The following is a 14,837-nucleotide window of genomic DNA, read 5'->3' as shown; positions in this document are numbered from 1 at the left end:
ATCCTCCTTAAAAATAATCTGACATGCTTCTTTCTACCTGTACTGCTGCAATTGCTCCATCGGCCGCTGCAGTCACAACCTGTCTCAGACTCTTGATGCGCACATCTCCGGCTGCGTAAACGCCCGGGATATTGGTGTGCATATCTTCATCCGTCTTAATATACCCTCTTTCGTCCATATCGATGATGCCTTCGAACAGTTTGGAATTCGGAACCGTTCCGATGAATCCAAACAAGCCGAACATGCCATCTTCCGGATCAGCCTCGACCTTTCTCGTCTCGCCTGTCTTGACATTCTTTACGATCATTCCCTGAAGAATGTCATCTCCATAGACTTCCTCTACAACGGAATCCCAGAAGAAATCGATCTTCGGATTTGCAAATGCCTTTTCCTGAATGGATTTTGCGGCACGAAGTTCATTCCGTCTGTGGATGATAGTTACCTTTCTTGCGAATTTCGTCAGATACATTGCTTCTTCCACCGCGGAATCTCCGCCGCCAACAACGTATACTTCGAAATCTTCAAAGAAGTTGGCATCACAGGTAGCGCAGTAAGATACGCCCTTGCCCATGAACTCTGCCTCGCCCTTGCATCCGATCGGCCTAGAATATGCTCCTGTCGCGATGATGACATTCTTGCCCTGGTATTCGTTCTTTTCGCTCTTTAATACCTTTACATCGCCATCCAGCTGTACTTCCTTGATCGTATCGGACACGCGCTCTGCGCCGAACTTCTCTGCCTGCTGTGTCATTCTTGCGATCAGGGATGGGCCGGACTCGCCTTCCACGATCTGTCCCGGATAGTTCTCAATCTCATCTGTGATCGCAATCTGTCCGCCGTCCTGTCCCTTCTCAATGATCAGCGTGGAAAGACGGCTTCTGCCTGCGTACAGTCCTGCCGCTAAGCCGGCAGGACCTGCACCCAGGATAATAACGTCATATATCTTGCTCATTTTCTGTTATTCTCCTTCACCTATATACTAGTCGAAAATTGTCTGTCCGTCTACTTCTGTTGTCAAGGCCTTCAATGCCTTTTCAACGATGTGGCGGCGAAGTTCTTTCTCCTCGTCTTTATCCAGAGCCGGATTGCCAAGAGGATGAGGAATAGCGATAGCCGGAACGATTCTGTTCGCGCCTACTGTCATAGAGATAGGCGTTACTGTACAGATGTGTACGACAGGGATTCCTGCTCTCTCTACTTCTTTTACCATCGTTGCACCGCAACGAGTACAGGTACCTCAAGTAGAGGTGAGGATTACTGCGTCTACTCCGTCGGCCTTAAGCTTGGCAGAAAATTCAGCGGCAAATGCCTTTGCGGATGCAACGGCTGTACCGTTTCCTGTCGTGGTGTAGAACAGGTGATGCAGTTCTCCAATGATTCCTTCCTTCTCCATGTCGCGCAGAACGTCTACTGGCAGCACGCGGTCAGAATCCTCGTTCGCGTATACCGGGTCGTATCCGCCGTGAGCGGTCTCGTAGGTCTCTTCTGTCAGATCCATAACGCCTGCGATATCATACTCTCCGTAGTGGGAAGCGCTGGAACTTTCGATGTGATCCGGATTGCCCTTCGGAACGATTCCGCCGGAAGTAACCAGTGCGATCTTTGCATGCGCGAGATCTTTGACTGCCGGATTCGGATCAACTCTGTCGAAGTCTGGCATCGGATACTCTGTGGTATACGGCTTGTCATTTAACTTGTTGAGCAGCATCTTGACTGCTCTCTTAGATCCTCTCTCCTTCTCGAAGAAGTTCACGCGTACGCCGTTCGGGATATACCCTTCTTCAGCGGAAGCGCCGATCGGCTCTCCTTTTGCGATCTTCAGTGTCAGAGGCGCCATCTTGCTTACAGCATCCCTCATGCCTGCCGCGCTGTTCTTGGTAGATACGATATATACCTTATCCTTGAACATATCTGCGCCAGGGTTCTCAACATGCATTCCAGTTACTGCTGGAATTCCCAGTTCTTCCTGTACCGCTGCCGCGATCGTCGCGCAGGCAACGCCATAGCGTCCCGCGTTAAATGCAGGCCCTGCTACGAATATGTCAGGATTCTGCTCCTTTACCATTGCAAGGACATCTGCTTTTGCCTTGTCCAGATTCTCATTGAAATAAGAGTCTCCGCATACGATCGTAGCGATGATCTCTGCCTCGTCTTTAAAACTTGCCATAAGCGCCATACCCGGTCCAACTACCTCGCCCACGCGAAGTTCTGCCGGATAATCTGCCTTTTCTTCTCCACCAATCTGTGCAAAGAACTGATTGATGTAATGAACAACTTTAATTTTAGCCATTATCTTATCCTCCCTTCCTTATCTCGCGCTCAGTTTATTGAAACCAGTCTCGTTTGTTGCACCTGTAAGTACCTGAAGTTCGACTTCCAGGGAGCCGTCTTCGCGAAGGGTCTCCTCGCTTGCGCCTGCAATCTTTGTAACATAGTCCAGGGTTCCAATGACTTTATCAAGTTTCGGCAGGATAATTACCTGATTTGCATTACCGCCGGTTACAACTGCATCTGCCGCCGCATCTGCATCTGCCAGTGACTGGGATTTTCCATCGCGTCCAGCATACTCGTCTGTAATGATGACGGTCTTAACGCCTTCTGCCTCGATCTTCTTGCAGTTCATGATCAGGTCCGTATCCGGATTGCCGAATCCTTCCTGAGATACGATAGCTCCATCAAGATCTAACATCTTGCAGAGTTTTGCTGTCCAGTCGGATGAACGCTGCTTGTCTGCCAGATAAACATTCTCGTTGGTGATAATGTGGCATACAAAGTTCAATGTCTTTCCGTGCTGTTCGAATAAGTCTTCAACAACCGGATTATTCAGATGTACATAAGTCGGGTTCTTGTCGCACGCGGATACGCAGTTACCGGATACGATGGCTCCATCCATAACTTCCGTTGGGCTTAAGATGGTAGGAACAATCTTCTTAGCGTCTACGCCGTATACGTATGTATCATGCAGAAGTCCCTGGCTCTGAAGCATCTGTACATATGCAACCCTTGGAAGTTCCGGATATTTCTCAAGGCCTTCCTTGATCGTGCATGTCTCATATACCTTCGTCTCGTCAGGCGTCAGGTCACGTGCCAATTCCCCAATATAGGCAGCAACTCTAAATCCTGCGAATCTTACGGCCTTCTCATAATCATGCTGTTTGATTCCATCAACCGGCTCGCATACCATAACCAGGTTGAGCGTCTTGGAAAATGGAGTGTAGTCTGCTCCAGGACCGGTCATATCGATGATTCCTTCCTGGAATCCTACGATTCTTCCTGCTGTTACTACAGCCATTCCCTTTAATGCATATGTCTTTCCTTCGCCTACCGTATCAACCTTTGAGATAACGCCCGGGAAGATTCCCCCTCTTCCTTCAACTTTCACTCGTGGCTCAATAACGTCTTTAACCGGCGTGATTCTTACTGATTCTCCTGGCTTTGCAATGTCAAATGATACGCTCTTGATCTTCTCGTCTTCAAGAGCAACCGCCTTAGCGGCTTCTTCGGATACATAGAGGATTCCGTCTTCAATCTTGGACTCTGAAGCAAACTGGATATCCTTAATGTAAATGTGTCCCATTTCTAATCTCACTTGTGATTCCCTCCTTCAAAAGAATATTAATATTGTTTAAGCTGCAATGCTTTACAACCTCTCTCAAAAAGACCTACCAAGCATCTGCCGATGCCAATCCACTTTCTATCAAGGTCCAGTCAATCAGCTGAAAGTCCGCGTATACCTCAGGCTTGTACTTGTCCGACCTGAATTGGAACTTGCCGCAGGTCTGTATGGCATTTTCAATAATCGACAATGACCTTTCGTCCATCTCCCCCTTTCCCTTTGACAGCATAACTGATTTGTATGGTGTTTCATTAGGCTTCACACTTCCGGATAAGGGATGTGATAAAAGCAAGTGCCCTTCGTGGATTCTGTCTCTGACTTCCTTAAGAACCTCTTCATAGGAAATCTCTTGATATATTACATTGTGCGTCTCGCCAAGCTTTTCTAAAACCAGTGGATTATTGGTTATTATGAAATAATTGCCCTGACTCATCTGATCCACCTTCTCCTTTCGGTACATTTTCGTTAGGTTTTTAAGCCCACTAAAAAAGGACGATTTAAACACATCTTGTGTATATATCGTCCTTTCTGTCTTTTGCCCTGATAATATGTTTTAAAAAATACGCTTTACCATACAGCACAAGATTCAGAATGTGGTACGTTTCCCAGTCCTTTTGCCTGAAAGTTTCACCTTGCATGCGCTCACCATCACACGCCCGGCTTGCCTCTTCGGCGGCTGGATATTCCAACTCTCTCTTGAGAAACATCATCCCACTTTTCAATTTTACTTATAGACAATGTGAATATAACCTATCGCCTATCCCTATAATAACCTATCGTTAATTTTTTTGCAACCTCAAAGGAAAATCAAACTTATTTTAGTTGTTTTCCATAAATTTCTAGGTGGATTTTTATGCAATATTACTTTTTCTTATTTCTCAAAAAGTTTTGATAGTAATCGTCGTGCACCTTCTTGATCATGCCGCTCAGGGCGAACAATGCCAGGATATTCGGCAATACCATCATAGAGTTGAAGCAGTCTGCCATGTTCCATACAAGGTCAACCTGTGCAAGTGATCCGAGTACTACGCATCCGGCCACGAGAACAGAATATACTTTGACTGCCTTAGGTCCGAACAAATATTTCACATTGGCCTGGCCAAAGAAATACCATCCTATGATCGTAGAGAATGCGAAGAAGAACATGCATACCGCAATAAAGATGTCTCCGCCTTTCCCATACAGTGTCGAGAATGCGTACTGGCTCAGTTCCGCTCCCGTCTTGCCGGAAGGGATTGACTTGGTCGTGATGATCACAAGGGCAGTCAGGTTCAGCACGATGAATGTATCGATAAATACGCCTACCATGGCGACAAATCCCTGCTCAACCGGATGATCTACCTTTGCCACCGCATGGGCATGCGGTGTCGAGCCCATACCTGCCTCATTGGAGAACAATCCGCGGGCCACGCCTTTGGTCAGCGCCCGCTTGATCGTAGCGCCGACAGCGCCGCCTGAAATGGCCGCCGGGTTGAATGCGCCAACTACGATTGCGTGGAATGCGTATGGTATATTCTTATAGTTATAGATGATTACGATCAGCGCGCCAACTATGTAAAGGGCTGCCATGATTGGAACGATCGTCTCTGTTACTTTCGCGATTCGCTTCATTCCGCCTACAAATACGAACAATGCCAGAATGGCAATAACAACTCCCATAGCCACCTGCGGAATACCAAATGCTGTATGGAAGGCTGCCGCGATAGAGTTAGACTGCACGGCATTTCCCATAAATCCAAGCGCCAGGATGATCAGAACGGCAAAAATGCCAGCCAGCACCTTTCCAAAGGTCCCTTTGAATGCAGCACGGATATAGTATACAGGGCCTCCTGTAATCTCACCGTCTTTTCCTACCTGCTTATACTTCTGTGCCATGATGGCCTCTGCGAAGATCGTAGCCATTCCAAGGAAAGCCGCGATCCACATCCAGAAGATGGCTCCCGGGCCTCCTACCGCCAGCGCTGTAGCCGCTCCCGCGATGTTGCCGGTTCCTACTTGTGCGGCAATCGCTGTCGCCAGCGCCTGGAAAGAAGACATGCCGTCTGCTCCCGCCTCGCCTTTCTTGTGGAACAGTCCCCCAAATGTCCGCCTCATGCCTTCGCCAAATCCCCTCACCTGGATAAAGCCAAGACGGAGTGAAAACCACAGGCCTCCCAAAAGAAGCGCAATGATCAAAATGTAATCCGCAAGATAATGCTGGATTGTCAAGACAATGTTATTCAATGTCTCCATGTTAATAGTTCCCTCCTTTTCTCATAGATATCAGTGATGATTCCTTGAAATCATTTGATACGTTTATGATAAAATATTATCAATGTTTTTGCAATACCATTCTGCACGTTTGAGTATTTTTGGTGAGATTTCTTCAATTGTGCTAATTGCATGTTGAATTTACGTTATGTTAGAAGATGAAATTTGTGGAAAGCTTCCAATTTTTGGGGGAAGAAATTTGGGGTGTGGAGAACGCGGGATGGGACGGGTGGGAAATTGCTGCGACGTTGCGGCGCCTGCATCTCATGCACCGGGATGTAAGCCTGTGTAAAAGTCGTCGGCTGACTCCTCTTTCACAGGCTAACATCGCGGGCATGGATATTCCGGACGCCTCCACTTACCTCCGCAATTTCCCACCCGTCCCATCCCGCTCCCTTCACCTCGTTGGCAATTTCTTTAAGTAACACCCACAATGATTTTCTCGCGGCTATTCCTCTACTGTAATTTCTCCCGATAATGCAGATGCGTAATTGCCTGCCACAGCCAGGCCGGCCGAAGCGGCGGGGTGGATTCCGTCGAGCAAGCCTATGGTCTTTGTTGCTGAAAAAGCCGCCAGAATGCGGTATGGTAATTTTATCTCAGATAAAATTACCAAGAGTCTCTGAGGTGCGAAATCCTTTCAGGATTTCACGCCGAATAGACTCGGTTACCACATTCTGGCGGCTTTTGAAGTTACAAAGACCCGGCGAAGCGAGTCGGAACCCTCCCCGCCGCTTTGGCCGGATGTCCTGTTCAACCAGCTACGCCTTGCATCACCAGATATCCCTTACACGTTAATCTCTGCCGTCATTCCCAGCAAATCCTTGTTCTCTTCCAGCATAGGATTGACTACATTCTTAAGGAATGCCTCTACCTGTACACAGGCACGGCCCGTATACTTGGTTGGATCCATGGTCTTTTTCAGTTCTTCTTCGCTTAAGTTAAACGCCGGATCTTTAGCGATCAGTTCCAGCAGATTGTTATCCAGGCCCTTTTCTTTTACATTCCTGCCTGCTTCCATGGACAGTTCGCGGATTCTTTCGTGAAGTTCCTGTCTGTCTCCTCCTGCCTTCACTGCATCCATCATGATATTCTCTGTTGCCATAAATGGGAGTTCAGACATCAGGCGCTTTTCAATCACCTTCGGATATACTACCAGGCCATCCACCACGTTCAGGCAAAGATCAAGGATGCCGTCAATAGCCAGAAAGCCTTCTGGCACGCTGAGACGCTTATTCGCGGAGTCATCCAGGGTTCTTTCGAACCACTGGGTCGCGGATGTGATGGCCGGATTCAGGGCATCCACCATTACATAGCGTGACAGCGACGCGATTCTTTCGCTTCTCATAGGGTTTCTCTTATATGCCATTGCGGATGAGCCAATCTGTGTCTTTTCGAACGGCTCCTCCACTTCCTTCAAATGCTGAAGCAGGCGGATATCATTGGAGAATTTGTGAGCGCTGGCCGCAATTCCCGCAAGGACATTGAGCACTCTGGTATCTACTTTGCGGGAATAGGTCTGTCCGGATACCGGATAGCAGGCCTCAAATCCCATCTTCTCCGCGATCATCGGATCAATCTTGTCAATGGTCTCCTGATCCCCATCAAATAACTCCAGGAAACTTGCCTGCGTTCCGGTCGTTCCCTTTGATCCCAGAAGTTTCAGGCTTCCCTTTACATATTCCAGATCTTCCAGATCCATCAGGAATTCCTGCATCCATAAGGTAGCGCGCTTTCCCACCGTCGTAGGCTGTGCCGGCTGAAAATGGGTAAACGCAAGCGTCGGCAGACCCTTATACTCATCTGCGAATTTTGCAAGTTCTGCTATTACATTTACTAATTTCTTCCTGACAATATCCAGGGCTTCAGACATCAGGATCATATCCGTATTGTCGCCCACATAGCAGGAGGTCGCCCCAAGGTGTATGATTCCTTTCGCTTTCGGGCACTGCTGTCCATAAGCATATACGTGTGACATTACATCGTGGCGGACAATCTTTTCTCTTTCCTTTGCCACGTCGTAATTGATATCATCTGCATGTTCTTTCAACTCTTCAATCTGTTCATCCGTGATTGGCAGGCCCAGTTCTTTTTCTGTCTGTGCAAGGGCGATCCACAGTCTTCTCCAGGTGCGGAACTTCTTGTCCGGGGAAAAGATATACTGCATCTCCTTGCTTGCATACCGCTCAGAAAGAGGGCTTTGGTATCTGTCATTTGTCATCGTCATTGTTCTCCTAATCTTTTTTATAGAAAGCCGGGCATGTTACTCGAATGCATGGGATACATCCCTGCCCGGTACCTCCATGGGATAGTTGCCGGTAAAGCAGGCGTCGCAGTATCCCAGGCTGCCCACCATATTCTTTAATTTATCAATCTCCATATACCCCAGCGAATCTGCCCCTATCAGTTCCCGTATCTCCTCCGTGGTATGGGAATGGGCGATCAGCTGCTCATTGGATGGTACATCCGTGCCGAAGTAGCAAGGATACAGAAACGGCGGGGAGCTGATCCGCACATGAACTTCTTTCGCGCCTGCTCTTTTCAGCATCTTTATAATATTGGCACAAGTGGTTCCCCGCACGATGGAATCATCCACCATGACGATCCTCTTGTCCTTTACGACTTCTGCGATTACATTCAACTTGATCTTTACGCTGCTTTCCCGCTGGCTCTGCTTGGGCTTGATGAACGTTCTTCCCACATAACTGTTCTTGTGAAAAGCCATTCCGTAAGGAATGCCCGACTGTTCTGAATACCCCTTTGCAGCCACCAGGCCCGAATCCGGCACGCCCACCACCAGATCCGCGTCGACTGGATAGGACTGTGCAAGCGCTTTTCCTGCAATAATTCTGGAATGGTACACGTTTACCTTGTCAATCGTACTGTCCGTCCTGGCAAAATAGATATATTCAAAGATACATCTTGCCTGGCTTTCCGGCTCAATAGCCATCGACAGATCAGATTGTATGCCATCCTTTGTAATCGTCACAATCTCGCCTGGCTCTACATCTCTGATAAATTCCGCGCCCACCGCCGCGACCGCGCAGCTCTCCGAAGCGAGAAAATACGTATTTTCCCTCTTTCCGATACACAGCGGCTTCAGGCCAAATGGATCCCTGGCTCCGATCATCTTGCGGGGCGAGCTTACTACCAGCGCATACGCGCCTTTAATCTTGCCCATGGCTCTTTTTACAGCCTCTTCTGCCGTCGATACGTTCAGGCGCTCTCTTGCAATATGATAAGCGATCACTTCCGAGTCTATGGTCGTCTGAAAGATTGCCCCCGTATATTCCAATTCTCTGCGCAGTTCGATGGCATTGGTCAGATTGCCATTATGTGCGATTGCCAGCGTTCCTTTTACATAATTGATAACAAGCGGCATAGCATTTTCAACTTTGGAGCCTCCGGCAGTGGAATAGCGGACGTGTCCCACCCCGAGGTTGCCTTTTAATGTCTGAAGGGATTCTTCATCGAAGACTTCGTTGACCAGTCCAAGGCCCTTCTTGGAATGCACCTTGCGCTCGCCATAGGTATCCGTCACCGCGATACCACAACTTTCCTGTCCTCTGTGCTGCAACGCAAAAAGCCCATAGTATACGGACGGGGCAACGTCGCCCCCATCCATATCATAGGCTCCAAATACGCCGCATTCTTCTCCCAAACCGGTTGTCACTTTCTCCAATTTGTTCATGAATGCAACTCCTTACTTTATGCCGATTCTCCTGAATACTTCCTGATACGCGTCCTCTACATTCCCCATATCCCTGCGGAAACGGTCCTTATCCAGCTTCTCATGGGTATTGATGTCCCACAGTCTGCATGTATCCGGAGATATCTCGTCTGCAAGAATGACATTGCCGTGGAATCTTCCAAACTCGATCTTAAAGTCGATCAGTTCGATTCCAGCATCGGCAAAGAACTTCTTCAGGACTTCATTTACCTTAAAGGTGTATTCTGTAATCTTTTCAATCTCTTCCCTTGTAGATGCGCCAATCGCGATTGCCATATAGTCATTGATCAATGGATCTCCCAAGTCATCATCCTTATAACTGAACTCAAGTGTAGGTGCCAGCAATTTTGTTCCTTCTTCAATCCCCAGCCTTTTGGAAAAACTTCCTGCAGCCACATTACGCACGATCACTTCCAATGGCACGATCTCTACTTTCTTTACGGCAGTCTCCCTGTCGCTTAACTCTTCTACATAATGTGTAGGAACGCCCTCTTTTTCCAGAACCTGGAAAATGTAGTTTGTCATGCGGTTGTTGATTACGCCTTTTCCAACAATCGTTCCTTTTTTCTCGCCATTAAATGCTGTGGCATCATCCTTATAATCTACAATTACAATATCCGGATCATCTGTCTTAAAGACCTTTTTTGCCTTGCCTTCATACAATTGTTCTAATTTCTGCATGATAACACCCATCCTTTTCTCAATTTTATCATCTGGTTTGCGCGTCCGTCGGACACGTTGTGCACGTATTAGTATAATACAAGGCAGATGGAAAAGCAATATTCTGCCTTTTATTAATTATCACCAAATTTTCCTAAGAACTCCTGCATTCTTTCATTGGAAGAGCCAAAAACATCATCCGGGGTTCCCTGGACGGCAATGTATCCATTGTCCATAAAAATGATATGATCCGATACGTTCCGCGCAAAATTCATCTCGTGCGTAACGATCACCATAGTCATGTGCTCTGCCGCAAGATCCTTGATTACCTTCAGGATCTCTCCTGTCAGTTCCGGATCCAGGGCCGACGTAGGCTCGTCAAAAAACAGGATATCCGGATTCATCGCAAGGGCCCTTGCGATGGATACCCTCTGCTGCTGGCCTCCTGAGAGCTGGTACGGATAGGCATCCTCCTTGTCCGACAGCCCCATCTTGGCCAGTAGTTCCCTGGCCTCTTTATAGACTTCCTCTTTCTTACGTTTCTGCACGCGGATAGGGGCATCCGTGATATTTCTCATAACGGAATAATGAGGGAACAGATTAAAACTCTGGAATACCAGTCCAAACGTCCCTTCATAGCGAATCTCGCCTGCGTCCGGCGTCTCCAGGTTCGTGGCGCACCGAAGCAGCGTAGACTTTCCAGAGCCGGAAGGCCCGATGATTCCCAGCACCTCCCCCTTTTCTACCGTAAGGGAAATGTCTTTGAGCACTTCCACCCCGTTAAAGCTCTTTTTTATATTTTTCATCTCTAACAAGCTCATGGCATGTCCTCCTAACGATAGTAATTCAATTTCTTTTCCAGCGCTTCCATAACGACTGCAACAATCAGGTTAAATACATAATAGAAGATTCCCGCGGCTACGAAAGGCACCATGGAAGTCTGCGCGGCCGCAATCTGCTTCGCGATCGTAAACATCTCGGCCACTGCCAGCACGAACGCAAGAGAAGTATCCTTGACAAGCGTGATAACCTCGTTCGTCACGGACGGCAGGATTCTCTTGATCACCTGGGGAAAGATGATGCAGAAGAAGGTCTGTGGCCTGGAATATCCCAGCACTTTTGCCGCCTCATACTGTCCCACGGACATGGACTCGATGCCGCCCCGGTATATTTCCGCAAAGTATGCGGCATAGTTGATCGCAAATCCAATCAGCACGGCAGTCATGCGATAGGTGCTGGAAATCCGGATTCCGAAAATATAGTACGGCCCAAAATAAACGACCATCAGCTGCAGCATCAGCGGCGTCCCTCTCATAATTGATATGTATATCTTGGCGAGCCATTGGACCGGCTTGATCTTCGACATCCTTCCAAATGCCACCACCAGGCCAAGAGGCAATGAAAATACCAGCGTCAGCACAAATATTTCAATCGATATCAGCATTCCGCCGCTCAACTCTCTAATAAGCGTTCCAAAATCCATCAGGTTTTCCTCCAACTTCTCAAAAGACGCGGCAAAGGAGCCAGTCCCTTATATCTGGGGCTGACCCCTGCCAGTCATTCACGTATTTATTATTTCTTTCCGATGCAGAGGGATCCTGGCACTCCAAAATCTTCATACTTCTCTGCAATCTTTGCAACTGTTCCGTCTTCCGCCATCTCATCTAATGTGGCCTGGACTTTGTCTCTCAATTCTTCATTCCCAAGTTTGAATCCTACAGCATACTGCTCAGAAGAGATCTCTTCGTCAAGTACCTTGTAATCATCCGGATTCTTCCTGGAATTAATCTGGTAGTATGCAACGCCGATATCCATTGCGATCGCGTCGCACGCGCCGGATTCCAGATCCATGAACGCTGTATTGTATTCCGCAATCTCTGTCAGGCTTCCAAATGTATCTGCCAGTTTCTTCTGGTCTCCCTGAAGAGCTGCCAATGCGGATGAATCTGCCTGGGTCTCAACCAGTTTTCCAGAGAGGTCATCAAAACTATTGATACCGGAATCTGTTGCAACAACCATCACCTGCTTGTTGTCGATATATGGGTCTGACCAGGTATACTCGTCCTCGCGGCCGTTCATGGTGAAACCGTTCCAGATACAGTCGATGGTTCCGGAATCAATCTCCATATCCTTGGCATCCCAGTCAACCGGCTGCTTTACAAGCTTCCAGTCGTTTCTGTCGCATACTTCCTGTGCAAGTTCCAGGTCAAATCCGACATATTCGCCATCGTCATCCTTATATCCATATGGCGGGAAGGAAGCGTCGAATCCCACGATCAAGGTCTCGTCATCGTTCTCGACCTTTGCCTCTTTCTTATCTTCCTTCTTGTTGTCTGCGCTCTTGTCTTCCTTGCTGCCGCAGCCTGCCAGAACCGTTGTCGCCAGCATGGCAAGGGCAAGCAGCAATGCTGCTCTCTTCTTCATACCTTTTCCTCCTGTATTACAGTATTGTGGAATCGCAATCACTGTACTCTTTTATCATGTTATCAATTGATTACTTTACCACACTAAATTGCTCTGTTATATTAGCATATTCCCCGGCTTTTGTCAATCCTGCGATACTGCTTTTTCCATTTCAGGAACTGTTCTTCCGGCATATCGATGTCCACTTCCTGGCGCGCCTTCTTAATCTCTTCCCGGAGGACGGAATCCATACTCAGATAGATCGGATTGCCGGAAAGCATCTTCACGTACTGCGCCTCAGGCAATGCCCTAAAGCAGCAGTAGAGATAGGATTTGAGCATATCCGGCTCCTCGCAGATGCGGTAAGCTTCCTGATACATGCGGGCCGCCTCTTCATACAGGAACAGGTGTCCATAGGCTGCTCCAAGGCAGGCATACACATGCCCATAGAAAGTCTTTTCCACAGAATCATCCCATTCTTTGTTGATGATGGACTGGTACACCAGTATGGCAGTCTCATACTCGCCGCTGCCCTGCAGGCTGTCTGCCTTATACTTCGTCCTTTCCACATCCTTCTGATTCTGCAGATGTTCCAGAATATTCTGGATCCGATTGATGTCCGCGGCTGCATATATGGTAGATTCCTTCAATATGGTCAGCACGAACTGCTCCATGGAGCAGTTCTGACGCAATTCTTCCCGCAGCGTCTCCGCAAGTCCGGAAAGTTCCAGTTCATCCCCGATCCAGTCGCACAACTGCCTGTTAATGATCGTATAATCAATAAGATAGAGGTTATTGCAGATATAGTAACATAACTCCTCTATCGTATATATTCTCATATGAACCCTGGATATCTCATAGGGTTGTTTGGCGCGCTTCTTATGACATAGAATTAAACTGCCCATTGATTCCTCCTAAATGTAATACCTTTTCCACCTGAAATCCTGTCGGAGGATAGAACTCTCCGAACCCTACATCCTTGAACGTCAGCTTACAGGTACGCTCATCCATAAACAGCGCTTCTATCTGAAGGCGCAGGGAATAGTCCCGCCGCTCCGGCAGACCTTTTAAAGATATGGTCTCCACTTGAAGTTCTTCGCCTGCCAGCGTCTCCACATGAATCTCGATGTCGGACGTATCCTCCAGAATCACTTCCCATTGCCCGTCCGCCTCGTACCAGTGCGTTCCCCAGGCGACGATGGGATGCCATCCTTCCTGCCCATTCACCCGCATGCGCAGGCAGATCTGCTCCGTCATCTTTGTATCGTCCAGGTATACAGGCCCCTCATCATAATCCTTGCACTTACGCATGGATGTATAGCAGGCCCCCCTGCTGTACAGGTTGTTGCCAAGAAATGCCCTCCGGCCATTACACAGCACCTTCAGGGAATTGGGATACCAGTTATTCTCGAACCCTTCCCCCGTCAGATACACGGAAGATACCACCTTCTTTTCAAACACGCTCTGGATGAAGCCCTTGAACCTTTCATCCGCATCCTTTGCCTTGTCCACATTCAGCACCGGATAGATGGCGGCCAGTTCTTTCATATGAGCATTTGCCACTTCGTCGACGGTTACGAACATATCATTTCCCCGTCCGCTGATGGTATTCAGTTTTCTGAGCATATACGCCCGGATCTCCTGGGCATCGCAGTAGAACAGGGCAGACTCGTACTGCCACAGTTCCTTGGGCTGGTAGAACATATACTGGCAGAAGCTTTCTTTATAATCCTGCACATACACGTACTCCTTCGGCACGCCCAGATGGTGCCCGATTCCTTTCAGCATCTTCGACATGTCAATGTTGGTAAAAGGCACCGAAAAAGTAATGAATGCGATATCTTCGAATTTTTCCAGCGTAAGGCTTACGAATTTGGCCAGAAGCCACACCGCGTCATGGGTCTTGGCTCCTACCCTCACCTTTTCCTGCCGTACCGCCTTGCCAAACAGGTCCGCTACGGTACAGCCTTCATTGATGGTCGCCAGCCGTTTGGCTTCTTTTCCGTAGACCCAGTGGTCTTTATAGTATCCCAGCATCAGAGGAATCTGATAATTGTCTACGGCTACTTCCAATGTCTCCGGCTCGTCTTTGGTCTCATCGTAATAACTGATCTGACAATGCTTTTCATTCAGGTCATACCCCAGAATACTGCCTGTTCTCACTATCATATCCTCCTT

13 protein-coding genes and 1 riboswitch are annotated in these 14,837 nt (G+C 48.1%); all 13 genes read right to left on the bottom strand.

All coding sequences use genetic code 11. The features are described 5' to 3' along the window. Window positions 1–7: 7 nt before the first annotated feature. Complete coding sequence (gene trxB / locus K0036_RS08510; protein ID WP_025643681.1) at window positions 8–952, bottom strand: thioredoxin-disulfide reductase; 945 nt, start codon at window positions 950–952, stop codon at window positions 8–10. 27 nt (window positions 953–979) lie between these two features. Next, window positions 980–2,290 (bottom strand): glycine reductase complex selenoprotein B, encoded by a 1,311-nt coding sequence (grdB, locus tag K0036_RS08505; RefSeq protein ID WP_220431153.1) that lies wholly within the window; start codon window positions 2,288–2,290, stop codon window positions 980–982. 18 nt (window positions 2,291–2,308) lie between these two features. Continuing rightward, window positions 2,309–3,589 carry a glycine/sarcosine/betaine reductase component B subunit gene (locus K0036_RS08500; RefSeq protein WP_009248987.1) on the bottom strand — a complete coding sequence of 427 codons (1,281 nt, stop codon included), beginning with the start codon at window positions 3,587–3,589 and terminating at the stop codon, window positions 2,309–2,311. 73 nt (window positions 3,590–3,662) lie between these two features. Beyond that, a complete protein-coding gene (locus tag K0036_RS08495) occupies window positions 3,663–4,049 on the bottom strand; it encodes a GrdX family protein (RefSeq protein WP_220431152.1) in 387 nt (128 codons plus the stop codon). Between the two features lie 163 nt (window positions 4,050–4,212). Further along, a riboswitch (glycine riboswitch) is annotated at window positions 4,213–4,325 on the bottom strand. A gap of 152 nt (window positions 4,326–4,477) precedes the next feature. Continuing rightward, window positions 4,478–5,848, bottom strand: coding sequence for an alanine/glycine:cation symporter family protein (locus K0036_RS08490; protein ID WP_220431151.1), 1,371 nt, complete (start codon window positions 5,846–5,848; stop codon window positions 4,478–4,480). Window positions 5,849–6,653: 805 nt separating this feature from the next. Then, window positions 6,654–8,087 (bottom strand): adenylosuccinate lyase, encoded by a 1,434-nt coding sequence (gene purB, locus K0036_RS08485; protein WP_173693221.1) that lies wholly within the window; start codon window positions 8,085–8,087, stop codon window positions 6,654–6,656. Between the two features lie 42 nt (window positions 8,088–8,129). Further along, window positions 8,130–9,557 carry an amidophosphoribosyltransferase gene (gene purF / locus K0036_RS08480; protein ID WP_173693220.1) on the bottom strand — a complete coding sequence of 476 codons (1,428 nt, stop codon included), beginning with the start codon at window positions 9,555–9,557 and terminating at the stop codon, window positions 8,130–8,132. 12 nt (window positions 9,558–9,569) lie between these two features. Beyond that, a complete protein-coding gene (gene purC, locus K0036_RS08475; RefSeq protein ID WP_009248990.1) occupies window positions 9,570–10,277 on the bottom strand; it encodes a phosphoribosylaminoimidazolesuccinocarboxamide synthase in 708 nt (235 codons plus the stop codon). Window positions 10,278–10,390: 113 nt separating this feature from the next. Next, window positions 10,391–11,077 (bottom strand): amino acid ABC transporter ATP-binding protein, encoded by a 687-nt coding sequence (locus tag K0036_RS08470; protein ID WP_310593076.1) that lies wholly within the window; start codon window positions 11,075–11,077, stop codon window positions 10,391–10,393. 11 nt (window positions 11,078–11,088) lie between these two features. Beyond that, window positions 11,089–11,739 carry an amino acid ABC transporter permease gene (locus K0036_RS08465; RefSeq protein ID WP_173693219.1) on the bottom strand — a complete coding sequence of 217 codons (651 nt, stop codon included), beginning with the start codon at window positions 11,737–11,739 and terminating at the stop codon, window positions 11,089–11,091. A gap of 89 nt (window positions 11,740–11,828) precedes the next feature. Then, entirely contained in the window at window positions 11,829–12,680 is an 852-nt protein-coding gene (locus tag K0036_RS08460; protein ID WP_025643718.1) for an amino acid ABC transporter substrate-binding protein, read from the bottom strand. A 101-nt stretch (window positions 12,681–12,781) separates the two neighbouring features. Further along, entirely contained in the window at window positions 12,782–13,564 is a 783-nt protein-coding gene (locus tag K0036_RS08455; protein WP_025643719.1) for a hypothetical protein, read from the bottom strand. After that, window positions 13,539–14,828, bottom strand: coding sequence for a DUF5716 family protein (locus K0036_RS08450; RefSeq protein WP_044955488.1), 1,290 nt, complete (start codon window positions 14,826–14,828; stop codon window positions 13,539–13,541). Before K0036_RS08450 ends, K0036_RS08455 begins: the two co-directional genes overlap by 26 nt. Between the last annotated feature and the right edge of the window lie 9 nt (window positions 14,829–14,837).

It is taken from the genome of [Clostridium] scindens, from assembly GCF_019597925.1.
Lineage (GTDB): Bacteria > Bacillota > Clostridia > Lachnospirales > Lachnospiraceae > Clostridium_AP.
This window is presented reverse-complemented; position numbering and strand designations above follow the sequence as displayed.

Coding starts and splice junctions, on each gene's coding strand:
- purF (WP_173693220.1), bottom strand. CDS start 9,557: ATGAACAAATTGGAGAAAGTGACAACCGGTTTGGGAGAAGAATGCGGC.
- K0036_RS08460 (WP_025643718.1), bottom strand. CDS start 12,680: ATGAAGAAGAGAGCAGCATTGCTGCTTGCCCTTGCCATGCTGGCGACA.
- trxB (WP_025643681.1), bottom strand. CDS start 952: ATGAGCAAGATATATGACGTTATTATCCTGGGTGCAGGTCCTGCCGGC.
- purC (WP_009248990.1), bottom strand. CDS start 10,277: ATGCAGAAATTAGAACAATTGTATGAAGGCAAGGCAAAAAAGGTCTTT.
- K0036_RS08450 (WP_044955488.1), bottom strand. CDS start 14,828: ATGATAGTGAGAACAGGCAGTATTCTGGGGTATGACCTGAATGAAAAG.
- K0036_RS08455 (WP_025643719.1), bottom strand. CDS start 13,564: ATGGGCAGTTTAATTCTATGTCATAAGAAGCGCGCCAAACAACCCTAT.
- K0036_RS08465 (WP_173693219.1), bottom strand. CDS start 11,739: ATGGATTTTGGAACGCTTATTAGAGAGTTGAGCGGCGGAATGCTGATA.
- K0036_RS08495 (WP_220431152.1), bottom strand. CDS start 4,049: ATGAGTCAGGGCAATTATTTCATAATAACCAATAATCCACTGGTTTTA.
- purB (WP_173693221.1), bottom strand. CDS start 8,087: ATGACAAATGACAGATACCAAAGCCCTCTTTCTGAGCGGTATGCAAGC.
- K0036_RS08490 (WP_220431151.1), bottom strand. CDS start 5,848: ATGGAGACATTGAATAACATTGTCTTGACAATCCAGCATTATCTTGCG.
- K0036_RS08470 (WP_310593076.1), bottom strand. CDS start 11,077: ATGAGCTTGTTAGAGATGAAAAATATAAAAAAGAGCTTTAACGGGGTG.